Source organism: Hymenobacter sp. HDW8, from assembly GCF_011305775.1.
Taxonomy (GTDB): Bacteria; Bacteroidota; Bacteroidia; order Cytophagales; family Hymenobacteraceae; genus Hymenobacter; species Hymenobacter radiodurans.
On the sequence record NZ_CP049907.1, the window covers coordinates 4,297,061 to 4,320,535 of the forward strand.

Below are 23,475 nucleotides of genomic sequence, written 5' to 3' on the forward strand. Positions count from 1 at the left end.
AGGTGGGCAATTGAGAACTGTCAACTACTAAGCGTAGATGGAGTTCGCAAAAAAGAAAACTAATGTACGGTTCTGCTTGCTTAGCTTCCTAATCAGGAAAAACCAGGGTCCATACCTGCGCATCCGGCAGCACTGAAGCTAAGCTATCAGAGATACCAAAACCTGCCCATATTCGTTCGGCTACGCACAAAAAAAAGCCCCCCAGCCGAGACTGGGGGGCTTTTTTTGCGGCACATCAACTTATTTACTGCCGAGCGGAGCATCTACGCTCAACTCCAGCACGGCGCTGGTATGGGTACGGGTTTGCTCCACTAGCTCTGGATTGTCGGCCAACGACTGCCCGAAGGTGGGAATCATCTCGCGGAATCGTGCCTGCCACTCCGGCGAGGTAGCCTGCGCGGGGAAGCACTTTTGAATGAGGCTGATCATAATGCTGACGGCCGTAGAGGCGCCGGGCGATGCGCCCAGCAAAGCCGCAATGGAGCCGTCAGCGGCACTGACCATCTCAGTGCCGAACTCCAGCACACCGCCCTGCTTCTCGTCCTTTTTAATAACCTGCACGCGCTGACCCGCTATTTCCAGTTTCCAGTCTTCATTCCGGGCGGTGGGCAAATACTCGCGCAACGCCGCCAGCCGGTCCTGCGGCGACTGCCGTACCTGGTTGATGAGGTAACGAGTGAGGGGCAGGTTTTTGGCCCCCGCGATGAGCATAGGCTTCAAGTTGGTGGCCTTGATGGAGCCCGGCAAATCGAGGAAGGATCCAAACTTCAGAAACTTGGTACTGAAGCCGGCATAGGGGCCAAATAGCAGCTCGCGCTGCCCGTTGATCACGCGCGTATCGAGGTGGGGCACCGACATGGGCGGCGAGCCGACGCTGGCTTTGCCGTACACTTTGGCCTGATGCTGCTCTATTACGGCCGGGTTCACGCACTTCAGCCACTGCCCACTCACGGGGAAACCGCCAAAGCCTTTGCTTTCCGGAATGCCCGAGGCTAGTAGTAGGGGCAAAGAGCCGCCGCCCGCCCCAATAAACACGAATTTGGCGCGGAGCTTCAGCTTTTCGCCGGTAGCACGATTTTGGGCCCTCACCCGCCACGTGCCGTCGTCCTTGCGCCGTATCTTATCTACCTCGTGGCCAAAGTGGAACGCAACGCCCGGCTTCTCCTGCATGAGCGTGAACATGCCGCGAGTGAGGGAGCCAAAGTTTACGTCGGTGCCTAGGTCCATGCGGGTGGCGGCTACTTTCTGGCTGGGGTCGCGGCCTTCCATCACCAAGGGCATCCACTCGCGGAGCTGGTCCGGGTTTTCGGAGTATTCCATGCCCTGAAACAGCGGCGACTGAACCAGCGCCGCGTGGCGCTTGCGCAGAAAATCAACGTTTTCGTTGCCCCACACAAAACTCATGTGTGGAATATGATTGATGAATCGTTGGATGCCTTCGACGTGGTATTGCTCGGCCAGAAAGGCCCAGAATTGCTTCGACACCTCAAACGACTCGGCGATGCCGATGGCCTTGCTGATGTCTACGGAGCCATCGGCGCGCTGGGGCGTGTAGTTCAGCTCGCAAAAGGCCGAGTGGCCGGTGCCGGCATTATTCCACGCGTCGGAGCTTTCAGCGGCGGCTACATCAAGGCGCTCAATTACGGTTATCGTCAGGTTGGGGTCCAACTCCTTGAGCATAATGCCCAGAGTAGCGCTCATAATGCCGGCCCCAATCAACACAACATCGGTGGTGGGGTCGGAGGAAGAAGTATCTATGTTCATCGGTATAAAATGATCGTCCTCACAGCGTACGAGGGAAGGAAAGAAAAGTAGCAGACTGCCTGCTAAGAGTGCCTCTTGATTGAATGTTAGATTGCTCAAATGCCTTGTGCGAAGGCTGGGGGGCTTTTTCTAAGCATTCTCGCTTGAGATATCGGAAGCAGTGGACAGCAACCGATCATCGGTATCGACTACGGAGCGGGTTTTGGGCAGAGAGCCGGGATAGTTCTGCTGAATGAAGGCTACCAGCTTTTCCCGAACATGGCAGCGCAGATCGAAGGCACGGCCGGCGTCGCCGGCGCTGACCAATGCCCGCAGCTCCATGGTGCGCTCCTTCGAATCGGTGACCTGCAACACGCACACTCGCTTATCCCAGAGGGGATGATCCGTCACAATTCTCTTCAGCTCTTCACGCACCGCATCCACAGGAATGCTGTAATCGGTGTAGACGAACACGGTGCCGATGAGCTGCGAGGTGTTGCGGGTCCAGTTTTGGAAGGGCTTCTCAATGAAATAAGTGAGCGGCAGCACCAACCGGCGCTCGTCCCAGATGCGCACCACCACATAGGTAAACGTGATTTCCTCCACCTTACCCCATTCGCCTTCCACCACCAGCACATCGTCAAGGCGGATAGGCTGGGTAAAGGCTAACTGAAAGCCAGCCAGCAAGTTGCTGATGGAGCGCTGGGCCGCAAAGCCGACAATAAGGCTGGCAATGCCCGCTGAAGTCAGCAGGCCCGTCCCGATTCTGCGTACCGTGGCAAAGCTCATCAGCACCAGTGCCACGGCCACAAACACGATGAGCGACACTACTACCTTGCGCACAAACTGAAGCTGGGTAAACAGCTTGCGCACCCGAAAATTATTCTCTTCGTCGAGACGATAATGCTGCAGCACCAGGTCCTCTACTACATTCACGGTCTTCACTAGGCCCCAGGCGAAAGAGGCAATTAGGCTGGTTTCCACTACCCGGCGCAGCACTTCGAAGGGGCGGGCCGTGAGCGGCACCAACGGCAGCATAAAGGAGAGCACCAGCACCGGGAAAAAGAAGGCGCTCGGCTGATTCAGATGCCTGACAATAGACCGAATAAGTAGCGGAGTATCGGGCCGCTTAGCGTACCTGTTCAGCACCCCAAAGAACAGATACTTTAAGATGAGTCCACCCGCGAGGCCGCCCGCTACAATACCCAGCGTGGTTAGGATCTCGCGCCATTGAAAAGATATTTCCCAGGACATGTCTTTCATAATCAGGAGGCTGGCGCCAAGTGGTTGCTCAACTAAATGGCAACCTAACGTTGCTGAAAATCAAAGGTTTGAATAGCCTCCCAAGGCCCGCCCCGATACGCCCACAACTGCAAACCCGTGCCCGTAGCCTCAAAAGGCACAAAGTCGGCTTTGAGCTGCTCGTACAGGGCGCGCGCCTGCGCCGGGTCTACTTTGTTCTGCACCGTTACGTGGGGCCGCAGCTTCTGCTGATCCTGGGGCGTGAGGGCGGGCTGCCACGCCAGCTGCAACTCGCGGTGCAAAGCCTGCAGGGCATCATTTTCAAGTGTATAAGCTACGCCGCGGCCCATGAACCGCAGGTCCGTAACCTGCAACGTTAGCGGGGCGTGTTGCTGGCACAGGGTGGCTAGTTGCGCTTGTAAATCGGAGCGCCGGGCGCCGGGCAGGTGGTGAAACAGCGTGACGTGGGCCGCCAGAAAGTTGCGTTCGGGGGGGAAATACTGTTGGCGCAGGCCGTTAAAAAAAGCAAACGACTCGGCATCGAGCGCCAGAGTCAGAATGAGGGGAGCATCGGCGTCGGTCATGCTTGGGCGGGCTGGGGGGCTTTTTCAGGTGACAGCAACTCGGCGCTGCTGATAATTTTGCCCCCCAGGTTTTCCAGGTCGGCTTTAGCTCGCTCAAAACCCTCCTGATTTATCGGGCGCGTGGCATCTTCTATCAAAAACGTCTCAAATCCTTCCTGTAGCGCGTCTTTCGCGGTGAAATACACGCAGTAGTCGGCGGCTAAGCCGGCCACATATACCGAGGTGATACCGCGCCCAAACAGGTACGCGGCTAGGCCGGTAGCTTTGCGGTGGCCGTTGTCGTAAAATCCGCTGTAGCTGTCAATTTCTGGGTCGGTGCCTTTGCGGAAAATAGCCTCAACCTGATTCGTGTGAAGCTCGGGGTGCAACTCGGCACCGGGCGTACTCTGCACGCAGTGCGCAGGCCACAGCACTTGCGCCAGCCCATGCAGCTCGATTTCCTCAAAAGACTGGCGGCCTGCATGGTTCGCGGCAAAACTTTTATGGTTGGCGGGGTGCCAGTCCTGCGTGGCTACTACTAGCTCGAAATGGGGCTGGAGCCAATTCAAGAGCGCTACGATTTCGTCGCCTTCAGGCACTGCCAGCGCGCCGCCGGGCACAAAATCGTTCTGAACATCAATGAGTAATAAGGCTTTCATGTAATATTTAGACCTTAGAAGTAAGAATTAGGCGACTATTTACATGGTCGTCATGCCGAGCGAAAGCGAAGCATCTCGCGTGCTGACACGGGAGTAGTACTCTCACTACCGCGAGCGAGATGCTTCGGCTCCGCCTCAGCATGACGGTCGAATTTTTACCATTACGATAAAACTGATCAAACAACAGCGAAATCATGGAAACGCCCGCAAACTATACCGAGCTGAACCGCCAGCTCTGGAACGCAAAAACCGACTACCACGTGCAGTCCGAGTTTTATGACGTGGAGAGTTTTCTGGGGGGCAAATCGTCGTTGAATGACGTAGAATTAGGTTTGTTGGGTGATGTGCGGGGTAAATCAATTCTGCACCTGCAATGTCATTTCGGGCAAGATTCGCTGTCGCTGAGCCGCTTGGGTGCCCACGTAACCGGCGTTGATTTGGCCGACCAAGCCATTGCCAAAGCCCGCGAGCTGGCGGCGCAGCTGGCGTTGCCGGCTGAGTTTGTGTGCAGCGACGTGTACGAGCTGCCAAATAACCTGGACGGGCAGTTTGATATCGTTTTTACTACGTACGGCGTGCTGGGCTGGCTACCCGATCTGGAGCGCTGGGCCGGCGTGGTTAGCCATTTCCTGAAGCCGGGGGGCAAATTGGTACTGGTCGAGTTTCATCCGGTGGTCTGGATGTTCGACAATGATTTCACCCGCGTGCAATACTCGTATTTCAACCGGGAAACCATCACAGAAGTCGAAACCGGCACTTACGCTGACCGCGATGCTCCGCTGGAGCAAACCTCTGTTTCCTGGAATCACGATTTGGGCGAAGTATTGGGTAGCCTATTGCACAATGGTCTCGCTATTAAGCATTTCGCCGAGTACGATTATTCGCCTTACAAATGCTTTGCGCACATGGAAGAGATAGCCGAGCGCAAGTATCGTATCCAGCACTTAGCCGATAAGCTGCCCATGATGTACTCGGTGGTAGCCACTAAGGCAGCAGAAAATCAGCCCTAAAACTTGCTCAGTTCGGCTACGACCGATGTTTCGCTCATCTCCGTGAGAGCTGGACTGAAGCGCTGCCCTGCCTGAATAATAGCGGTTTGCTGACCCAGATAGAATTTGCCCCCCGCCCCCCGCAATACCACCACCGTAGCTTCGGTACCCGTCGGGACGTTGGCTAGGCTGAAGCTGTTTGGGCCGGTAGCATGAAACTGGGCTACAGCGTTATAATCGGCGAAAACCAGGTAGACCAGCGTCTGTTGCGGCTCTTGAGCGGCGGCGTCCACGGTCACCTGAAGCGTAGTAGTGGCCGTGCCGGTGTAGAGTTGGCGCTGGTAGCTCACCCAGCCCATGCTTTGATTAAACAGCTCATGGTTGAGCACGGCCAGCAGATAATCAGGCGAATCGGGCGTCAATCGTATACCTAATTGCACAGTCGATTGCTGGTCGGTGGATAGCTGCCAGGTAAATGGATCGGGGAGGAGCGGCCCTTTGACGGAAAACAACCGCATATCCGTCAGCCGGCTCAGCCGGGCCGGACTACGACTGGCCAGCCCGATACGAACCCGCGGAACCAGCTCCAGTGGGCGGTTATCCTGGGTGGCTTGCAGGTAAAATTGCCCCCCAGACTCCAGAATAAGCTCATCGGTGCCGCTGGGAATGCCACTGAGCAGCATATCCTTTTTGTCCAGCACCTCCCGAAACTCCAGGCGAACCGGCGCGTCGGAAAGCTGTAGTCCGCCCAGCGTTACAAACGCTTCGGCCCCAAGCTCAATAGCGCTGCCGCGCTTGGACACGTAGCGCGGAATACGGCGCGGGTTGTAAGTGAAAAATTCGGGGGTTACCCCGTTGCGCATCTGAAATGCAACCAACGGATTCTGAGTGGATGGAATGACGGCGGCCGGGTCTGTGCTTTTCTCGCAGGCGCTCAGAGCCCAGCAGCTCAGCAGTAAGAAGCATACGCTGCGGAATATCGTGACCATCACAGGTAATGTAAAAAATATTCAACCGCTGCCAAAAGATAATGTTGTAAGTGACTGATAAACAACCGCGAACAAGTATGTTGGCTAGTTGCTTAATTCACCCTTGAAGGACCTAAAACGGCCCAGGAAACGTTGTCAAGAGCAAGCCAAAACCAGCTCCTGATGCTCGAAAATGCCCCCCAGCTTACCTTGTTCGACTCCTTACCTGTACTCACGGAAACACCTGCTTCGCAGCCTGCTATTCTCACGCGTTCGGCGCGGGTGTGGCTGCCCAAGCGTGTGCTCTTTACCCCTGATGCGCTAGAAGAAGAGTTTGGCCAGCAGATGTACGAGCGTATCAGCGCCGCTGGTCTGCCCATCGAAATTCTGAAAAGCAACCGCTTGACCGGCCTGCGCGGTGCCGATGAGCGCGAAACCTACCGCAACGCCAAGAATACCTTGGCTGTGGTAAAAGCCCCCCGAGCGCCTTCCGTCTGCAACCCATTCCGCCTTCCGCCGACTGGCAGATGAACCTGGCCGAAGGCTGCCCGGCGCACTGCCAGTACTGCTATCTGGCTGGTAGTCTGCAAGGTCCGCCGGTGGTGCGGGCCTACGCCAATCTGCCGCAGATGCTGCAAAATACGGCTCAGTATGAGCAGGCCGGCAAGCTCACAACCTTCGAGGTGAGCTGCTACACCGATGTGCTGGGCATTGAGCATCTAACCGGCAGCTTAGCCGAGTGTATTCGCTACTTCGGTACCCGTGAGGGAGCGCAGCTTCGCTTCGTGACCAAGTATGACCAGGTTGAATCGTTGCTGGATTTGCCTCACAACGGGCAAGTACGCGCCCGCGTTAGCTTGAATGCGGAGCCCGTAACGCGCCGCTTAGAGGGCGGCACGGCTTCTTTGGAAGCGCGTTTACGGGCATTGCGTCAGCTGGCCTTGCCACCCGAGCAGGGTGGCGGCGGCTACCGCGTAGGGGCCGTAGTGGCGCCCATTATGCCTATTCCCGACTGGCGCGACCATTACCGCCATCTGCTCGACCGCCTGGCCGCCACGCTCGATTTCGACTGCGACCTTACCGCTGAGTTTATCAGTCACCGCTTCACGCCCGGCTCCAAGGATGTGCTCCAGCAATGGTACCCGAATATGTCGCTGGACTTGGATGAGAGCACGCGCGCCCAGAAGCGCAACAAATTTGGGGGCGTGAAATATGTGTATCAACCCGAGGACATGCGCACGCTCAAGCAGTTCTTTTACCAGGAATGGCAGCAGCGCTTTCCGCACGCCCCCGTGCTGTACTGGACCTGATTTCTATAAAAAAAGCCCCCCAGGCGTTTTGGGGGGGCTTTTTTTATGGTTGAATGACCAGCTTCTGCATTTCGGATCGTCCGGTGGTTGAAACCTTGACGTGGTAGACGCCCGCGGCCCAGTTGTGGGTGTTTACGCGCACGGTACGTTGCCCTTCCAAGGATTGCGTCCAGACTTGCTGACCCAGGCTGTTCTGTACTTTCAGGGTGCTACCGGGCGCGGCTAATTGCGGTAGCTCTACAGAAAATTGATCTTGGGCCGGATTAGGATAAACGCTGATAGCCTGCTGCGCCGGCTGAAAATCGACTGCCTTGATGGGCGAGAATGCGATGCTGCCATCGAGGTCTACAATGGCGAGCCGGTAATAATTGGGGCCCGTTTGCGGGGCTTCGTCCACGAAAGAGTAGGTGCGGCCCTGGGGGGCGTTTGCGGCTTTTACCGAGCCGATGGCTGCCCAGGCTTGGCCGTTATCGGTGCTGCGCTCCACGCGGAAATTATCGGTGCCGATTTCGGTGGCCGTGGCCCAGCGCAATGCTACGCTGGCGCGTTCGGGGCGAGCATCAAAGTTGGTAAGCGTGACGGGCAAAGGGCGATTAGCCAACAACGTGCTGGCGTCGCCGCGGAACAAGCCTAAGCCGGAATTGAGCGTCACATTCAGGTAGTTCCCGGTGGTTGCATCAACCTGATACATCTCCCCGGCATTCGGCCCGCCATCCGTGTTGATAGCGAAAAGCGTGTTGTTTTCGCCCGAGAACATGGCACCAAGCTCCGCCCGAACGGGAAGCGGTACAGTAGGCGTAGTTACGCGTACCACCGGCGAGCTACGTATGTTGCTTACCGTCAGAAACTGACCCTCCACCCCGAGGTAGCTTTTCAGTGTTGGCTGCCCATTTTCCCGCACAAATACCCAGTCCCGAGGGCCTCCACTGAGGTCTGGGTTCGTAATATTATCGTTGATGGCCTCCACGTAGTTCTCTATGATGGCGGCCGTGGCGGGGTCGCTTATATCGGCCAAGCGCCAAACAGGCTCCGTCGGATCGGGGCCGTTGAGATTTATCTCGCCGACATACAAGCGTGGATTATCAACCACTAAGCGAATGGAAGGGGGGAAAATAGTTATCACGGGCCGGATGGTGACTACTAAGCCAGCCACGAAATAATTGGCATTGTCGCCCCCGGCCCCAATGAAGTTTAGCGTCGCTGCTTGATCTAGGAAAGAAGAAGTCTGGGGACCGGAAATGCCCCCCAGGGTAGTTGTAAGGCCGCTTTCAAGGTCAATGCGGTACAAGCTGGGGGCGGAAAGCGGTGTTGCCAGAATCGCGTTCATGGCAAAAGCGCTGCTCGGGTCAGTCGAGTTGTGGCCGAGCGCGTCGAAGATAGTTGTACCATCGGACGCCCCTAGCGTACCTACTATCTGCGTTTGCCCATCGGGGAGAATGCGCCGGAGCACCGATGGATTGCGCTGGGCAGCCGGACCGAGGGAGGTGACTGCGAAGCTGTTAGGGGATATCTGAGCTGATAGTGGTGGCGTAAGCGCCAACAAGCTCAGGGCTAGTAGCACGTTTTTCATGGCGAAAACAGAGTAGTTGTTCGTGTAGCATGCCGGGGGATGAGCAGAGTAGGATAAGGGCGGCGCTGGAGCCCAACGGGAACTGAATAGTAGTGCGTAAGTACTGTTCAGCTTCGTGAAGAAGCACTTTATGGTAGGCGCAGGCCCACGTACCTAATTTTACGAATTTTTTTCTAAGCTGGCCATTCCTTCTACTTTTGATTTGTGCTATTCGCTCAGCGGCGTACGCGTTCCCCACTTTTGCCCCCCACTATCTGCTATGTTGCTGCCTCTCTACCAAATAGACGCTTTCACTGACCGCATTTTCGCTGGCAATCCAGCCGCCGTGTGTCCGCTTACAGAGTGGCTGCCCGCCGACACTATGCAGGCCATTGCGGCGGAAAATAACCTCGCCGAAACGGCTTTTTTTGTCCCCCGGGCAGGTGCGGAAGGCCACTTCGAAATCCGCTGGTTTACGCCGGCGGTGGAGGTCGAACTGTGCGGACACGCCACGCTGGCGTCGGCCCACGTGCTGCTGCGCCACCTGAACTTTAAGGGCCAGGAAATCACGTTTCACTCCAAAAGTGGACCCTTGCACGTGAGTCTACAGGACAACGGCCGCCTCACGCTGGACTTTCCCAGCCGTCCGCCTCAGCCGTTAGCCACCGCGCCCGATGGCCTGATTGACGGGCTGGGAGCTACGCCTCTAAAACTGCTGGCTGGCCCTGATCTGGTGGCTTTGTTTAATTCCGAAGCGGAAATACGCGCTATCCATCCCAACCAAGCGCATTTGGCCGAGGTGCCGTACCGGGCCGTCATCGTGACGGCGCCCGGCAGTGGCGACATTGACTTTGTCTCGCGCTTTTTTGGTCCCCGCGTGGGCGTCCCCGAAGATCCGGTAACAGGCTCGGCCCACACGACGCTTATCCCGTACTGGGCCGAAAAGCTGGGCAAAACGGAGCTGCGCGCCCGGCAGGTGTCGCCCCGCGGTGGCGACTTATGGTGCGAGCTGCGCGGCGACCGGGTGCTCATCAGCGGCTATGCCGTGACGTATTTGAAGGGCGAGATTGAGATAGGCTAAGCCTGAGCTTACTTCACTTGCTCGCGGGTGTAGCCGCTTTTCTCCACCACCTGTTCCACAAAAAGCGCTTTGCCCGGCACCGTCAGTAGCGCCTGATATACCGCTGCGCTGGCGCCCGTGTAGCGCACCAGTCGACCGTTGCGATACTCAATTTCCAGTGTCAGAGTAGCTGGGTCGTAGCCAATGGCTTTGAGGGAGGTGGAACGAACAGGCTGACGCTTCATAGATGTAATAAGCTGAGCTACTTGGTTTTGGCTGCCGGCTTCTTGCGGGCTACCGTGGCCAACTTGTCGGGGTTGTCGGCCAAGAACTTGCCCCAGCTTTTGCCCCCCGCTTTCAGATTATTGCCTTTCTGATAGTGGTGGCAAAGCGCTACGGCCAGCGCGTCGGTGGCGTCCAGAAACTTGGAGGCTTCCGCAATGGGAGGCAGCGTCAGCGTTTGGCGCAGCATGTGGGCCACCTGCTCTTTTGTGGCTGTGCCCGTACCCGTTACCGACTGTTTTACTTTGGTGGGCGCGTACTCCACATACGGAATCTGGCGGGAGAGGCAGGCGGCAATGGCCATGCCCTGCGCCCGACCCAGCTTGAGCATACTCTGCACATTTACGCCGTAGAATGGGGCTTCGATGGCCAGCTCATCGGGCAGAAACTCATCGATCAGCTCCAGCATTCGCTCGAATATTTTCTTCAGCTTCAAGGCATGATTCGAGCCCATCTTCTGCATATCAATTACGTCGTATTGCAGCACCTTCACGCGCTGGCCCTGCACCTCAATCAGGGCGTAGCCCATAATATTGGTACCAGGGTCGACGCCCATGATAATTTTGGGCAGCAGATCGGTGGGAGAGACAGGCAGAATCATTTGGCGGCTGAAGGTAGGCGGTAGCGGGGCACAAGCCTATCCTTGGATTTCCATCGGTAACTTGCCGCCTTCAACTGAATGCGTGCTACTCGCTTTGCCCAACCACCTTCTACAAAACTACGCCCAAAAGCTGGAACGCGCCACTCGCCGCCGGGTGCTGGTGGTGCTAGGCAAGCTACTCATCACGGCCCTGACTCTGGGCTTGCTCTACCATTCCGTGTTCACCACCCCCGATACGGCCGCGGCCTGGCGGGGACTACTGACGTCGGCGCTGAGCGGCGCAGGGCGCGGGCCGGTGCTGCTGGCCCTTGCGTTGGTGCCCGTCAATTGGGGGTTGGAGGCCTGGAAATGGTGGCGTTTGGCCCGACATCTGGAGCCGGTTTCTTATCGGCGCAGCTTCCGGGCGGTGCTGGTGGGACTGACATTGGGCTTCGTAACACCGAATCGTGTAGGCGACTATGCCGGCCGGATTATGGAACTGAAAAGTCGGCGACTAGATGCGCTGGGGGCCGTTTTTTTGGGGCGCTACTGCCAGTTGGTGGTTACAATCTTGGCCGGTACGCTGGGCTTGCTGTACTTTTTGCTGACGTTTTATGTCGCTGATTATCCAGCTACTGGCCTGGGCTTAGTGGTGGCTGCATTACTAATTAACGCCGCTGTGCTGCTGCCCCTTTACCACTCGCGGCTTCTGCTGACGGCTTTGGGGTTGGTGCGTCCTCTGCGGCGTTTGCAGCCTTTTCTGGCCGTGATGCTCACCTATCGGGCGCGGGCGCTGCACGCGGTGCTGGCCATCTCGGGGCTGCGCTACGCGGTTTTCTGCCTGCAATTCGGGTTGCTGCTGGTTGCGTACGGGGCCCGGCCCAACGTGGGCCCCGCACTGGCGGCTATTAGCAGCACTTTTTTGCTGAAATCTCTGGTGCCTTCCCTGAATGCCCTGGCCGACGTAGGCGTGCGGGAGCTGTCGGCTACCCATTTATTTGGCTTGCTGGGGCAGGAAGCGCTGCCGGTATTGAGCGCCAGCCTGAGCTTATGGGTGCTCAATATTGCCCTGCCTAGTGCCGCCGGATTGTTGTTTGTACTCCGGCTGAAAGTCTTTCGCAAGAAAAAAGCCCCCCAGCGGTCCGCGCCTGCTCTATGAACGGCTGGGGGGCTTTTTTCTTGGTTCTGCCGGCGCTTTATGCCGTCCTGATGGTGCGGCTGCGCCGAAGCTGGCAGCAACTGCCGATACTCCCGAAGCAGGAGAGCCAACTGCCAATCCACACCGCCGATGTGCCCTTGTTTTCCGTCTTAGTGGCTGCTCGCAACGAAGGGCTGATGTTACCATTGCTGCTGCACGACATAACCCAACAAAGCCTGCCCGGTACCCAATTCGAGGTCATTGTGGTAGATGATAACTCTACCGACAACACGGCGGCCGTCGTGGAGGGCGCAGCTCAACACAGTTCATTTGTGCTCCGTCTTATAAGGCTGCAAGACCAGCCCGGCGCACCAACTGGCAAAAAAGCTGCCTTGCAAGCTGCCCTGAACGTTGCCCGCGCCCCGTGGGTAGTCTGCACCGATGCCGACTGCCGCGTGGGTCCTGACTGGCTTGGTAGCTATGCTGCCCTTATTCAGACGGATGCATCTGTAAAGTTCGTCAGTGGGCCGGTGCTTCTTACAGGTGATAACTCCTTGCTTAGCAACCTAATGGGGCTTGAATTCGCGGGCCTGGTAGGGGTAGGAGCGGCCACCATCGGTCAGGGCCAGCCTACCATGTGCAACGGGGCCAATTTGGCTTACCGTCGCGAGGCCTTTGCTGCTGTGCAGGGCTTCAGCGGCAACGAGCACGTAGCCAGCGGCGACGACGAATTTCTACTGCATAAGCTGCACGCTGCTTTTCCCGGCAGCATCCGGTTTTTGAAAACCCCGCGCGCCATTGTACGCACCGCCGCACCGCCCACACTCCGCACCCTGCTGGCGCAGCGGGTACGGTGGGCCAGCAAGTGGCGGCACTATCAGCAAAAAGCCCCCAGCGCCTGGCTTTGCTAGTACTTGGGGCCAACGTGAGCTTATTCGTAAGCTTGTTGTTGGTTGTTATGTATCCGCAAGTGTGGCCCTGGACCTTAGCTGCCTGGGCATTAAAGCTCGGCGCCGATGCTTGGTTCTTAGCTCCAGTGCTAGGTTTTTTCGGCCAGCAGCGATGGCTGAGCTACATTGGGCTGCTCCAGGTAGCTTATGCGCCTTACGCACTGCTAACTGGCTTGCTGGGCTTGCGTGGGGAGTATATTTGGAAGGGGAGAAGGATGAAATAAAGTAGGTAAAACAGTTGAGTTTGCGGCATTTGTCAGCGACCTTATCTGCCGTTAACAACGGCCCAAAAATGGCCACTAATGCTATGAGAAAAGCGCTACTGGCCGGGGTGTTCCCGGTAGCCATTGCCCTGCTGGTATGTACCCTAGGCGTATTATTTCTCTCCGCAACCGGACTGCTGCACGAGCCAAGAGCCGCTGCTTCAACTGCCACCAATGGCGCTGGAGCAGCGGCTCTTGATTCTATTGTTGTAACGGAATATGGCGTAATGCGCGTGACTAGTGAAGGTTTGGAGCGGGTTCCCGATTCTATCGCGATGCTGTATATACCGACGCTTGACTCATTACCTAAGAACCTATCGAAGCGTGAGAATTTGTCAGGTGCGGATGCCATTGCTGTAGTATCCGGCGAAGCTTTGTTTCTGGGCAACTGCGCTCAGTGCCATGCCATAAATGATGTCGTTGTGGGGCCGGCTTTAAAAAATATTCACAAGCGTCGCCCCGTTTCCTGGCTGATTCCTTGGATTCAAAATTCCAGCAAGATGGTGGCTAGTGGTGACGAGTACGCCGTTAAAATTTATAACCAGTATCAGAAGCAGGAGATGCCTAGCTTCGCGCTGACTGACACGGAGATTAAACAAGTTATTAAGTACCTCGAGGTAGCAAGTGCTGAGGAGAACTGGGTTATAAATTAGTGTAGAAGGAGTCAGGCAAGTTCTTCTGCCCAAATCCCACGCATCAACAGTACATTTGCTTTCTCTCCTTCCGCCCCGTAGCCCGCTGCCGTGACTGATTCTGAATTCGACATCCTCGACGAGCTATACTTCGTCACTTCCTTCCGCGATTTGCTGCAAAAAACCAGTTTGCCGGCTCCAACTCTGGAGAAAGGGCTGCGCAATTTGCTGGAGCAGGATTATATCAAATCATTCTACCCCGATCCCGATACCGAACAAGCCTACGAGGTTACGTCCTTCGGCGCCATCTGCCGCGACAGCTTCTATTTGGCCACCAAAGCCGGTTTGTTGGCTCATAATACTCGCTAATGGTGAAGGCTGCCCCGGTTTTGGCGCCCGTAGCGCCCACTACGCCGCCGGCCCGGCCGCCTGGCTACTACGTGCGCCAGCGGCTGTGGCGCAACGGGCCGGCTATGTTTGGGCTGGGCTTCATCCTGATCTGTATCCTAATAGCGCTGGCTGGCTACTGGGTGCTGCCCGATAATTCGCCCAATGCCAACAATGGATTGGTGCAGTTGCAAAAGGAACCACCCGGTTTTTCAGCTACCGTACTGCGTCGCCCATTATCGGAGGCAGCCCAGAGCACCGACTCGGATAATATCTTTCGTACCTGGCTCCGGGGCCGCGCGCCGCGCTTCCAAGAGGTACCCATCGGTGACTATAAAGTGGTCGGCGATTCAGTCCTGATTCAACCATATCGCAACCACTCGGCCCTCGCCGATTTGCCCACGCGCTACTCCCTGGCTGAGCTAGTGGGTAAAAATGCCCCCCAGGCCGAGCTAAGGAACGTTGTAGAAAACGAGCGCATCATCAGGCGGACGTACTGGCTGGGGACCGACAAATCGGGGCGCGATATGCTGAGCCGCTTGCTGCTGGGTACGCGCATCTCGTTGGGTATCGGGCTGGTAGCCGTACTGATTTCCCTTACCCTGGGCATGCTTATCGGGGCGGTAGCGGGCTACGTGGGCGGCTGGGTCGATAGTGTGCTGATGGGCCTGATGACGGTGGTATGGAGCATTCCGGGCATCATGCTGGTTATTGCCATTTCGCTGGCGCTCGATAGCAAAGGCGTCTGGACTTCCTTCGTGGCCGTGGGCCTTACGATGTGGGTGGACGTGGCCCGCGTGGTGAGGGGGCAAATGTTGAGCTTGCGGGAGAAAACATTCGTGGAAGCGGGCCGCGTGCTGGGCTTGCCCCAAAGCCGCTTGATAGCCCGCCACCTGCTTCCCAACATGACGGGGCCGCTGATTGTAATTGCGACGAGTAACTTTGCGGCGGCTATCCTGCTCGAGGCTGGCCTGAGCTTTTTGGGACTTGGCGTGCAGCCCCCGGCTCCTTCCTGGGGCTTAATGGTGAATGAAGGCTTCCAACTTTTAGGTACCCAAGCTGGACTGTGGCTCACGCTGCTGCCGGGCTTAGCCATAAGCTTATTGGTTCTGAGTTTCAATCTGTTAGGTAACGGCCTGCGCGACGCTTACGACCCCAAAACACCGCTGAGCTAGCGCCTCGCTGCGGCGAAATTGCTAGTATCCGTTCGTATTTTGAAGTACTTTCAACCCAAGTGCACGTAGAGACTACTCATTTTTACTCCTTGGCCTACAGCTTTTCAGCTGCGTGCACTCCACAATACACTACTTAACCTCATGCCTACTCCGCAGGCCATGTCGCCGGAAAAAAAGCTCTTCTTACGCGAGCGGGAACTGAATGCATTGCTGGAAATTACCCAAGCCATCAATCACGACCCCACGGAAGACGCGCTTTATAAAATCTTTCAGTTCACCCTGCTCGGACAGCTCAACATTCGTCGGCTGGTACTCTACGTAAAGGAGGAAGGCGAGTGGGCGTGCATGGTATCGTTTGGGTCCGATTTGTCTGACTTTCGGCGCATTCCGCTCCCTGAGGCCATCAGTGACAATTGCACCAATTCCCCTTGCCCCGTGCCTGCCCTGAATCTGGGTCCGGAATGGCAAAATCTGGAAACCGTCATTCCGGTCGTCAACAATGGCAACGTGCTGGCTTATGTGCTCATCGGCAACGTGCAGGCCGACTACGTCAGCGACGAGGCCACCAAGTTTCTGGAAACCCTCAGCAATATCCTCGTCGGCGCTATCCAGAACCGCCGCCTGGCCAAGCAGCGCATCGAGTCGGCGGCCATGCGCAAGGAAATTGAGATTGCCCAGGAAGTGCAGACGATGCTCTTCCCGCGCCAGCTGCCCAACGATGCGGGTGTGGCGGTGTGCGCTAGCTACGTGCCCCACACGGCCATCGGCGGCGATTATTATGATGTGGTAACCATCGACGCAAACCGGTTTCTGTTCTGCGTGGCCGATGTGTCGGGCAAGGGCGTGCCGGCGTCGTTGCTTATGTCGAACTTTCAGGCGGGCCTGCGGACGCTGCTACGCCAGCAGGCCGACCTCTCCACGGTGGTATCGGAGCTGAATAATTTGATTTATCGCAATGCCGTGTCGGAGAAGTTTATCACAGCTTTTTTCGGTATTTACAACCGTGCTACCCGGGAGCTGCAATACGTGAGTGCCGGTCACAATGCCGCTATTCTGCTCCCCGATTCCGGTCCGCACCAGCTATTGTCGGAAGGCACCACCATGCTGGGTATTTTCGAGGACCTGCCTTTTCTGCACGTGCAGTCGCTTACGGTCCCGCCTCGCTCACTGCTACTTACCTACACCGACGGCCTGACGGAAGTATTCAACGCAGCGGGTGAGGAATACGGCGAAGATGGCGTTATCGAGTTCTTGCGCCGCTCGCGCTATCTGCCCCTCAAGGTACTGCACCAGGAAATTCTCAAAGAAATCGAAGCTTTTAACGAAGACGGCAACTCCTTCGCCGACGACGTAACGATTCTGAGCTGTCGGTTTAAGTAAGGCAGCATTCATAAAAAAGCCCCCCAGCATTATGCTGGGGGGCTTTTTTATGAAGTATCTTATTCGGTAAGTGCTACGTTCTCGTCTTTAATCCAGCCTTCCGCTCGCATCAACAAGGCAAGGGCGATATAAAAGAAGGAGCCAACCTTATCGACTTCCACCAACTCATTGAGCAGTAAATGAGTAATGATAATAAAGAGCGATAAGCCAGCAGCGAGTACCACGCGCCGATGCTCAGCCGAGTGACTGCGGTGGTAGAGGCGCTCCACCATCAGTAAGGCCGCGGCCACCAGAATAGCGAACAGTAGGAACCCTGGAATCCCCTGCTCGGCCAGCATCAGCAGAAAGTAGTTGTGCGTAGTAGATTGTTCCGGGTTGCGGCTGACGTAGGTTCGGAAGCTGGTGACCGTGTATTTCTTGTATTCGGGGTAAAAAGTGTTGGGGCCGCTGCCCGTAATGGGCCGGTCGCTGATCATACGGGCTGCGGCCACCCAGCGGTACACCCGTTCCATACCCGACAGATCTTCCAGGTTGTAGGTAGCTTCCAGATGCTTACCGAAGTCGTCGCCATAGAATACGGTTTTCTCGTAGTCGGGCGCGTAAAGCATGTAGTTATTCTGACTAACGAAGTAAAAGGATCCTGCGGCCGCCGCCAGAGCTGCACTGATAAGCGCTACCCGCGTCAGCCGCCAGCGAATAACAAAGTAAAAGCCAACCGCTAACGGCAGCGACGCCATAGAGGCTCGCGTGTAAGAAAGTACCACGCCCAATAACAACATGCCAAAAGCGGCCCGCCACAACCAGCGCCACAGCAGGCCAAGGTCGGGTTGCCGGGCCGCGTATAGCGCGTACGGAATCAGCATGGATAACGTGGCGGCGTACGCTACGTGGTTTTTATAAAAGGGGAGAAGGGCCGGGTTTATGCCATCAAAGGAGAAGCCATAGCCCGCGTGCCGCGCAAAGGTGTAGAGAAAGGTGATGCACGCCCCGGCCACGTGGCAAGCCGCTACCCGCCACACGTCGGAGGGCCGGCGCACGACAGCCAGCGTCACGAACACGAACGGCACAATGTACCAGGTCTTAGCCAGTAGGTACTTGATAGACTTGGTCGTATCGACCGAGAACAAGGTGACGACAGCGGCCCAAATCAGCGCTTGCCCAATGATAATGACTAGCGGATGCACCCAAAACCGTCCTTCTACCGTGCTCCTGCCTAAGAGCATATTCACCCCGAAGCAAGCTAAGAGCACCAGCATCAGCGGCTCGGTGGGGACGTCCATGCTCAGGCCGCCGGGCAGCGGAATCTCCATAGAGAAAGCCAGCGTGAAGAGCAGCACATAATACACCCAACGCCAGTCAACCACTAGTACAGCCAGCCCTAGAGCGGCCAGTGGCAAAGCCATCCACAGTGGCGTATTAAAGGCCAGTGCGCAGACGCCAGCAATCAGCAGAATAGCAACGAACGCCAGAAATATGCGGCGGTCGGCGGCGGGAATAGCCGAGTTGGTGGTCGAATAAGAAGATTTGCCCCTCATACCTTAGCTTGAAACGAAAAGCTTAGTTTGTGAAATGCCCCCCAGACTTAATTCAAGGGCGAGGCGAAGGCATTTTTTGGTTCCTGCTTTACCGTCCCACCCAAATTCAAATTGCCCCGATAAAGCTCCAACAGGGTAATAAAAATGACCGAAAGAACGAAGGTGATGAGCACCGACGAGATGACGATGAGGGAGCGCACCGGCGCAGCTTTACGAATAGCAGGATACGCCTTCTGCACAACGTAAATAGACGAGATTTCACTGCTAATGGCCAAACGCGCATCTTCATAGGTAGCGCGCGCCGTAATAAGCCGCTTCTGGATGTCTTCAAAACGAGCGTAAAGCGTCGTGACAAGATCAGCGCCCGCTACGTAGCTTTCTAGGTTAATTACATTGCCTCCGTCCGATTCGGTGAGACCCCGAAAGGCGCGCCGCAAACCGGCTACTCGCGCCGCGGATCCACCGCCAGCGGCTAACTCACCTTCAGCGCGGCGAAGCTCCGTCTCCGTTTCAGCAAGCTCTTTAGCTAAGTAACGCGATTCGTAGCCCGTTTCGTTTTCGGAACTCAAGCTGCCGAAGATGCCGTAGCGCTTACGCGCCTGTTGCAAACTGTCGCGCACTTGGGCGTATTGCTTCTCCAAAAACTGCGTTTGGTTTTCGTAGAGGCTGATAATGCTGCCCCGGTTTTCTAAAGTGAGGCGCTGATTGATGGAGTCGATAACCTGTACCAACGCATTCGCAATGTTCGCCGCCTGTATTTTGTCTCGATCCTGGAACGTCAACTCAATGGCGTCGCGGTCGTTGTGAACGATATTTAAGTTGTTGTTATACTTATCGAGCACTGCTTGGTCGGCTTTTTCAGTGCCAGGCTCGCCCACGCCATAGCGCTCGTATAGGTTGAAGCGCTTGACAATCAGCTGCGCTACCGGCTGCGACTGACCAATCGTGATGATACGGTCGAGGTCTTCGGCCCGGCCCCCCAACTGCAAGCGGCCGCCTTCTTTTACAATGCGGTCGGGGTCGGTGGTTTCAGGATTGGTAGGGTAGAAAACGGCAGTGGAGCGGTAGATGTTGGGCAGCATCCAGGCTACTACGGCACTCACTACCAGCGCCAGTAGAACGGCTGTCAGAACCAGATTGCGCCACCGATGTATGACGGGCCACAAGCCCAAAAGCGAATAAGAACGGGATGACATAAAGTACGTTGGAAGGCAAATCAACCCCAGTAACGACTTGCAACAGGGGCTAAAACGGGGCAAAGCTACTCGAATTGCCTCAGAGTTAGCCCGCCCCGAATTACAATTGGGGCCTTAACCGCTTTACCTTCTGATTTATTGCTTCATCAGGATAGCCATGGCAGGCGGGCTTTGGAGTGCCGAGCTACCTTTGCGTAGTTTTGTCGCCTCACTCAGCCTTACCTGCATCAAACGGTTTTTCGGGAATATCAGCTTTGCCGTATTGCTCAACCTTCTGGTAAAGCCGGGGTGGGTATTCGTTGAAAATCTGGTGCAGAACCAGCTCGGGCACGTAGCATTTGGCACCTTCACGGCCTTATCGTCGCTCACCATTATCCTGGCTACCTTCTCCGATGTGGGCCTGACGCACTACACGGTGAAGCGGGTGGCGGCCGAGCCGGCTTATCTGGCAACCTATTTTCCAACCATTCTGCCGCTGCGTGCCTCGCTTAATTTTCTGGCATTGGGCGCTTTACTGGTTTTGGGTTGGGTGGTGGGCTACCAGGGCGCACAGCTGACACTGCTGGCTATTATTGGCGCGGCCTTGCTATTGACCCAGTACGGGCAATTTTTGCGCGGTACGCTGCAGGCGCACCAGCGCTTCAACACGGATGCCGTACTGTCGGTGCTGGAAAAAGTGCTGTTGCTGGGTTTGGTGCTGGCTTTATTGCCTAGTGGCTTAACCTTGACTGGGTACGTGTGGATGCGGTTTGCCGCCGCCGCTTTTGCCGCAGTGTTGCTGTATGGGCTCATGGTGCGCCTCTTCGGACGCGTGCGCTACCGCTGGAGTTGGGGCCACGCACGTATGGTGCTCCGCGAAACGTTGCCTTTCGCCCTGATTACGCTGCTCTATGGCGCCAACGAGCGGGTGGATATGGTGATGCTGGAACGGCTGGCCTCGCCGGCCGAAGCCAGCTATTATGCCGGTGCCTACCGGTGGGTGGATGCCGTGATGATGTACGTCTGGACTATTATGCCCTTGTTTTTTGCCCGCTTCGCCGCCGCTATAGATAGCCGGTCGGAGCAGCGCGACTTGCTGTGGTTTGGGCAGCGCATCGTTACGTTGCCATTGCTGCTGGCCTGTGCCTTCGTGCTGTTTCGGGGCGAGGTTTTGTTTTGGCAGTTTACCCACAGTACTCCCGCGGAGCTGGCCCGCATGACCTTGTGTCTCAAGATATTATTCCTGAATGTGCTCGTGCATGGCTTCTTTGCCATCTACAGCTCGCTGCTCAATAGCACGCACTACGTAAAAACGGTGAGCTGGCTGGTAGCCCTAAGTCTGGGGCTCAATGTGTGCTTAAATCTGGTGCTGTTGCCCCGCTTCGGCGCTGTGGCCGCCGCCCTGAATACGCTCGGTTGCGCCGTGCTGGTGTCGGGTGGCTACGTGTGGCTGGTGCAGCATCGGGCGGGAGTGGCTGTGCCGTGGCTGCTGCTCGGGAAGCTGCTGGGGGGCTTTTTGCTGCTGTGCGCGGGTTGGTACGGTTTGCAGCAAACCCTGGAGTTGCACTGGCTGGTGGAGAGTCTGGTGGCAACTATTGGCTTTGGTGTGCTCAGTGTGGTGCTGGGCTTGGTAACCTTAGCCGAGCTAAAGAAGTTTCTGCGACCTGGGGCCGGCGCAAAAATGCCCCCCAACGCTCCGTAATGCCGCTGCTCCTGGCTATTTGTTCTATTGTATTTGTTTTGTTCCTATGAATACCGATTTGCTGCACCAACTCGAGCGCGTAGAGCAGCTGGCTACGGCCTCCAAGCTGCTGCGGCTGCTCCGAGCGCCGGGCCGCTACTTGTATGCAATTGGATTTCGGCTGCTGCGCTACCGCGCTACCAAAAAGGGGGTGATGAAGCAGGCCGACACCTTCTTTGGCACTCCCATGACGGTGGTCTTGCCCGCCGGCACCGATATATACCTCACCGGCGGCAAATCCCACGATTCAGAGATTCGTCTGGCGCGCTTCCTCATTCAGCGCCTTCAGCCCAACGATGTATTTGCGGACGTGGGCGCACATTTTGGGTATTTCTCCCTGCTGGCAGCTCGGTTGGTTGGCCCAAAGGGGCAAGTGGCTGCCTTCGAGGCGTCGGCCACGACTCACGCTGTATTGGCCCAAAATGTGGCTGCTTCCGCTGTTGTGCAGGCCCACCACTGCGCCGTTTCTGACCAGCAGGAAACCATTTCCTTTTACGAGTTTCCGATTCTGTACAACGAATTCAACTCGCTGGATGTAACGCAGTTTGAGAATGAGCAGTGGTTTAAGAAGTTCAAGCCTACCAAAATCACCGTGCCCGCTGTTACGCTCGATGCTTTTTTCACTTCCTCCAGTCAGGTGCCCGCTGTCCTGAAGATTGATGTGGAAGGAGCAGAGCTTAAGGTGATTAGAGGTGCGGCCAAGTTGCTGGAGCGCGCCGCGCCGGCCGTCGTGCTGGAGTATCTGGAGCCCAAACGCCATAACACCGGACACCAGCAAGCCGCGGCATTGCTCCGCGAATTAGGCTATCAGTCTCACCGAATCGGCGCGGATGGACAGCTTATCGTCTGTGCTGACCTCGACGCCTATCTGCAAGCGGAGCAGATTGACTCCGATAATTTTGTGTTTGTAAAAGCGTAGCTCCCCATTTAAATCGAGTTTTTGCTTCCGTTTTATTTTCAAAAATGCCCCCCAGCCCCCTGCACATAGCCGTTAACACCCGTTTTCTGTTGCCGGGCGACGCGTTGGAGGGCATTGGGCGCTTTACTTATGAAACGCTGAGTAGGATGGTGCGTCGGCACCCCGAACACACGTTCCATTTCCTGTTCGACCGGCCCTACGACGCACGTTATGTGTTCGCTGCCAATGTGGTGCCGCACGTGCTGGCGCCACCCGCCCGCCACCCGCTGCTGTTTGTGGCGTGGTTTGAAGGGGCCGTGGCCGCGTGGCTCCGTCGCCATAAGCCGGCGGTATTTCTAAGCACCGATGGCTTCACGACGCTGGCTACCTCCGTGCCCCGCGTAACGGTGGTGCATGATCTGGCTTTCGAGCATTTTCCGCAGGATGTAAGCTGGCTGGTGCGGCGTTACTACCACTTTTTTATGCCCCGCTTTGTACGGGCCTCAGCACGGGTGATAGCCGTATCGGAAGCCACCAAGCAAGATCTGATACAGACTTACGGCCTCGCCGCCGACCGCATCAGAGTGATTTATAATGCGCCGGGGGGCAATTTTGCCCCCCAGACTGCTGTCGAGCAGGCTGCCACACAGGCAAAGTTTAGTCAGCAGCAGCCCTATATCCTGTTTGTGGGTGCCTTGCAGCCGCGCAAAAACCTGGTCAATCTGTTGCGCGCTTTCGATGCCTTCAAAACCCGGACGGGCTCGACTACGCAGCTACTCATTGTGGGTCGGCAAGCTTGGAAAGCGGGACCTATTTTCGAAGTGTACCAGCAAATGCGCCACCGCGAGGCCGTCCGGCTCACCGGGCGCGTCAGCGACGCAGAGCTGGAGCAGCTGTATGCTGCCGCTCGCGGCTGCGCGTATGTGCCTTACTTTGAGGGCTTTGGGATTCCTATTGTTGAAGCTCAAGCCAGCGGCTGCCCCGTAATTACCTCCAACGTGAGTTCCATGCCCGAAGTAGCCGGCCCCGATGGCGCTTTACTGGTTAATCCGTTTGATGTGGCTGATATCTCCAAGGCTCTCGAGCAACTCGACACCAACCCTAACCTGCGGCAGCGCCTGGTAACGCGTGGCTTGGAAAATGTGCAGCGTTTTTCCTGGGACCGCAGTGCCGAGCAGCTGTGGAGTTGTTTAGAGAAAGTAGCAAAACTTACTACATAGTTGTTTGGTGAGGCTTCTCCATAACAACCAATAAAA

General features: G+C 56.5%; 23 protein-coding genes. 13 read left to right on the forward strand and 10 right to left on the reverse strand.

The window, feature by feature from the left end; all coding sequences use genetic code 11:
• Positions 1–240: 240 nt before the first annotated feature.
• The 4 genes from G7064_RS18445 to pncA all read right to left on the reverse strand — a co-directional run bounded on the left by G7064_RS18445 (position 241) and on the right by pncA (position 4,207).
• Positions 241–1,764, reverse strand: a complete 1,524-nt coding sequence (locus G7064_RS18445; RefSeq protein WP_166074738.1) for a malate:quinone oxidoreductase — start codon at positions 1,762–1,764, stop codon at positions 241–243.
• A 129-nt stretch (positions 1,765–1,893) separates the two neighbouring features.
• Positions 1,894–3,006, reverse strand: a complete 1,113-nt coding sequence (locus G7064_RS18450) for a mechanosensitive ion channel family protein (protein ID WP_166074739.1) — start codon at positions 3,004–3,006, stop codon at positions 1,894–1,896.
• A 44-nt stretch (positions 3,007–3,050) separates the two neighbouring features.
• A complete protein-coding gene (locus tag G7064_RS18455; protein ID WP_166074740.1) occupies positions 3,051–3,569 on the reverse strand; it encodes a 2'-5' RNA ligase family protein in 519 nt (172 codons plus the stop codon).
• Complete coding sequence (gene pncA / locus G7064_RS18460; protein WP_166074741.1) at positions 3,566–4,207, reverse strand: bifunctional nicotinamidase/pyrazinamidase; 642 nt, start codon at positions 4,205–4,207, stop codon at positions 3,566–3,568. Before pncA ends, G7064_RS18455 begins: the two co-directional genes overlap by 4 nt.
• A 194-nt stretch (positions 4,208–4,401) precedes the next feature.
• Here pncA and G7064_RS18465 point away from each other — a divergent pair, with 194 nt between their 5' ends.
• Positions 4,402–5,217, forward strand: a complete 816-nt coding sequence (locus tag G7064_RS18465) for a class I SAM-dependent methyltransferase (RefSeq protein WP_166074742.1) — start codon at positions 4,402–4,404, stop codon at positions 5,215–5,217.
• Here G7064_RS18465 and G7064_RS18470 read toward each other — a convergent pair.
• A complete protein-coding gene (locus G7064_RS18470; RefSeq protein ID WP_166074743.1) occupies positions 5,214–6,185 on the reverse strand; it encodes a hypothetical protein in 972 nt (323 codons plus the stop codon). The genes G7064_RS18465 and G7064_RS18470 overlap by 4 nt on opposite strands.
• 162 nt (positions 6,186–6,347) lie before the next feature.
• On the opposite strand from G7064_RS18470, the gene G7064_RS22530 reads away from it, so the two are divergent.
• On the forward strand, positions 6,348–6,695 hold the full coding sequence (locus tag G7064_RS22530) for a spore photoproduct lyase family protein (protein WP_240935578.1): 348 nt from the start codon (positions 6,348–6,350) through the stop codon (positions 6,693–6,695).
• Entirely contained in the window at positions 6,692–7,474 is a 783-nt protein-coding gene (locus G7064_RS18475) for a spore photoproduct lyase family protein (protein ID WP_240935579.1), read from the forward strand. Before G7064_RS22530 ends, G7064_RS18475 begins: the two co-directional genes overlap by 4 nt.
• A 43-nt stretch (positions 7,475–7,517) precedes the next feature.
• Here G7064_RS18475 and G7064_RS18480 read toward each other — a convergent pair whose 3' ends face one another.
• Entirely contained in the window at positions 7,518–9,044 is a 1,527-nt protein-coding gene (locus tag G7064_RS18480) for a T9SS type A sorting domain-containing protein (protein ID WP_166074744.1), read from the reverse strand.
• A 259-nt stretch (positions 9,045–9,303) separates the two neighbouring features.
• Here G7064_RS18480 and G7064_RS18485 point away from each other — a divergent pair, with 259 nt between their 5' ends.
• The gene (locus G7064_RS18485) at positions 9,304–10,104 is read left to right on the forward strand and encodes a PhzF family phenazine biosynthesis protein (RefSeq protein WP_166074745.1); all 801 of its coding nucleotides are present in this window, start codon (positions 9,304–9,306) and stop codon (positions 10,102–10,104) included.
• A gap of 8 nt (positions 10,105–10,112) precedes the next feature.
• Here the strand turns inward: G7064_RS18485 and G7064_RS18490 are convergent, their stop codons facing one another.
• Together G7064_RS18490 and ruvC are read right to left on the reverse strand one after the other, a co-directional pair.
• Complete coding sequence (locus G7064_RS18490; RefSeq protein WP_166074746.1) at positions 10,113–10,328, reverse strand: KTSC domain-containing protein; 216 nt, start codon at positions 10,326–10,328, stop codon at positions 10,113–10,115.
• Positions 10,329–10,345: 17 nt separating this feature from the next.
• On the reverse strand, positions 10,346–10,966 hold the full coding sequence (gene ruvC, locus G7064_RS18495) for a crossover junction endodeoxyribonuclease RuvC (protein WP_133273466.1): 621 nt from the start codon (positions 10,964–10,966) through the stop codon (positions 10,346–10,348).
• A gap of 94 nt (positions 10,967–11,060) precedes the next feature.
• Here ruvC and G7064_RS18500 point away from each other — a divergent pair, with 94 nt between their 5' ends.
• From G7064_RS18500 to G7064_RS18525, 6 genes are all read left to right on the forward strand, one after another.
• Positions 11,061–12,104, forward strand: a complete 1,044-nt coding sequence (locus tag G7064_RS18500) for a YbhN family protein (protein WP_240935580.1) — start codon at positions 11,061–11,063, stop codon at positions 12,102–12,104.
• A complete protein-coding gene (locus G7064_RS18505; RefSeq protein WP_166074748.1) occupies positions 12,101–12,994 on the forward strand; it encodes a glycosyltransferase in 894 nt (297 codons plus the stop codon). Before G7064_RS18500 ends, G7064_RS18505 begins: the two co-directional genes overlap by 4 nt.
• Positions 12,995–13,325: 331 nt before the next feature.
• Positions 13,326–13,949, forward strand: a complete 624-nt coding sequence (locus tag G7064_RS18510; RefSeq protein WP_240935581.1) for a c-type cytochrome — start codon at positions 13,326–13,328, stop codon at positions 13,947–13,949.
• Positions 13,950–14,039: 90 nt separating this feature from the next.
• The gene (locus G7064_RS18515; RefSeq protein WP_166074749.1) at positions 14,040–14,297 is read left to right on the forward strand and encodes a hypothetical protein; all 258 of its coding nucleotides are present in this window, start codon (positions 14,040–14,042) and stop codon (positions 14,295–14,297) included.
• Positions 14,297–15,490, forward strand: coding sequence for an ABC transporter permease (locus tag G7064_RS18520; protein ID WP_166074750.1), 1,194 nt, complete (start codon positions 14,297–14,299; stop codon positions 15,488–15,490). The genes G7064_RS18515 and G7064_RS18520 overlap by 1 nt, the downstream gene beginning before the upstream one ends.
• A gap of 141 nt (positions 15,491–15,631) precedes the next feature.
• On the forward strand, positions 15,632–16,870 hold the full coding sequence (locus G7064_RS18525; protein WP_166074751.1) for a PP2C family protein-serine/threonine phosphatase: 1,239 nt from the start codon (positions 15,632–15,634) through the stop codon (positions 16,868–16,870).
• A 59-nt stretch (positions 16,871–16,929) separates the two neighbouring features.
• Here the strand turns inward: G7064_RS18525 and G7064_RS18530 are convergent, their stop codons facing one another.
• Both G7064_RS18530 and G7064_RS18535 read right to left on the reverse strand, forming a co-directional pair.
• Positions 16,930–18,405 (reverse strand): O-antigen ligase family protein, encoded by a 1,476-nt coding sequence (locus G7064_RS18530; RefSeq protein ID WP_166074752.1) that lies wholly within the window; start codon positions 18,403–18,405, stop codon positions 16,930–16,932.
• Positions 18,406–18,452: 47 nt separating this feature from the next.
• On the reverse strand, positions 18,453–19,601 hold the full coding sequence (locus G7064_RS18535; protein ID WP_166074753.1) for a hypothetical protein: 1,149 nt from the start codon (positions 19,599–19,601) through the stop codon (positions 18,453–18,455).
• 190 nt (positions 19,602–19,791) lie between these two features.
• Here G7064_RS18535 and G7064_RS18540 point away from each other — a divergent pair, with 190 nt between their 5' ends.
• From G7064_RS18540 to G7064_RS18550, 3 genes are read left to right on the forward strand one after another with little or no spacing between them, the layout of a single operon-like run.
• Positions 19,792–21,282, forward strand: coding sequence for an oligosaccharide flippase family protein (locus G7064_RS18540; protein WP_166074754.1), 1,491 nt, complete (start codon positions 19,792–19,794; stop codon positions 21,280–21,282).
• 46 nt (positions 21,283–21,328) lie between these two features.
• Complete coding sequence (locus G7064_RS18545; protein WP_166074755.1) at positions 21,329–22,240, forward strand: FkbM family methyltransferase; 912 nt, start codon at positions 21,329–21,331, stop codon at positions 22,238–22,240.
• Between the two features lie 44 nt (positions 22,241–22,284).
• Positions 22,285–23,439, forward strand: a complete 1,155-nt coding sequence (locus G7064_RS18550; RefSeq protein WP_166074756.1) for a glycosyltransferase family 4 protein — start codon at positions 22,285–22,287, stop codon at positions 23,437–23,439.
• The last annotated feature ends 36 nt before the right edge of the window (positions 23,440–23,475 follow it).

Excerpts from the sequence above, each read along its gene's own strand:
- G7064_RS18530 (WP_166074752.1), bottom strand. The coding sequence starts at position 18,405 with ATGAGGGGCAAATCTTCTTATTCGACCACCAACTCGGCTATTCCCGCC.
- G7064_RS18550 (WP_166074756.1), top strand. The coding sequence starts at position 22,285 with ATGCCCCCCAGCCCCCTGCACATAGCCGTTAACACCCGTTTTCTGTTG.
- pncA (WP_166074741.1), bottom strand. The coding sequence starts at position 4,207 with ATGAAAGCCTTATTACTCATTGATGTTCAGAACGATTTTGTGCCCGGC.
- G7064_RS18470 (WP_166074743.1), bottom strand. The coding sequence starts at position 6,185 with ATGGTCACGATATTCCGCAGCGTATGCTTCTTACTGCTGAGCTGCTGG.
- G7064_RS18475 (WP_240935579.1), top strand. The coding sequence starts at position 6,692 with ATGAACCTGGCCGAAGGCTGCCCGGCGCACTGCCAGTACTGCTATCTG.
- G7064_RS18520 (WP_166074750.1), top strand. The coding sequence starts at position 14,297 with ATGGTGAAGGCTGCCCCGGTTTTGGCGCCCGTAGCGCCCACTACGCCG.
- G7064_RS22530 (WP_240935578.1), top strand. The coding sequence starts at position 6,348 with ATGCTCGAAAATGCCCCCCAGCTTACCTTGTTCGACTCCTTACCTGTA.
- G7064_RS18455 (WP_166074740.1), bottom strand. The coding sequence starts at position 3,569 with ATGACCGACGCCGATGCTCCCCTCATTCTGACTCTGGCGCTCGATGCC.
- ruvC (WP_133273466.1), bottom strand. The coding sequence starts at position 10,966 with ATGATTCTGCCTGTCTCTCCCACCGATCTGCTGCCCAAAATTATCATG.
- G7064_RS18535 (WP_166074753.1), bottom strand. The coding sequence starts at position 19,601 with ATGTCATCCCGTTCTTATTCGCTTTTGGGCTTGTGGCCCGTCATACAT.
- G7064_RS18545 (WP_166074755.1), top strand. The coding sequence starts at position 21,329 with ATGAATACCGATTTGCTGCACCAACTCGAGCGCGTAGAGCAGCTGGCT.
- G7064_RS18505 (WP_166074748.1), top strand. The coding sequence starts at position 12,101 with ATGAACGGCTGGGGGGCTTTTTTCTTGGTTCTGCCGGCGCTTTATGCC.
- G7064_RS18485 (WP_166074745.1), top strand. The coding sequence starts at position 9,304 with ATGTTGCTGCCTCTCTACCAAATAGACGCTTTCACTGACCGCATTTTC.
- G7064_RS18450 (WP_166074739.1), bottom strand. The coding sequence starts at position 3,006 with ATGAAAGACATGTCCTGGGAAATATCTTTTCAATGGCGCGAGATCCTA.
- G7064_RS18445 (WP_166074738.1), bottom strand. The coding sequence starts at position 1,764 with ATGAACATAGATACTTCTTCCTCCGACCCCACCACCGATGTTGTGTTG.
- G7064_RS18510 (WP_240935581.1), top strand. The coding sequence starts at position 13,326 with ATGGCCACTAATGCTATGAGAAAAGCGCTACTGGCCGGGGTGTTCCCG.
- G7064_RS18525 (WP_166074751.1), top strand. The coding sequence starts at position 15,632 with ATGCCTACTCCGCAGGCCATGTCGCCGGAAAAAAAGCTCTTCTTACGC.
- G7064_RS18465 (WP_166074742.1), top strand. The coding sequence starts at position 4,402 with ATGGAAACGCCCGCAAACTATACCGAGCTGAACCGCCAGCTCTGGAAC.
- G7064_RS18480 (WP_166074744.1), bottom strand. The coding sequence starts at position 9,044 with ATGAAAAACGTGCTACTAGCCCTGAGCTTGTTGGCGCTTACGCCACCA.
- G7064_RS18490 (WP_166074746.1), bottom strand. The coding sequence starts at position 10,328 with ATGAAGCGTCAGCCTGTTCGTTCCACCTCCCTCAAAGCCATTGGCTAC.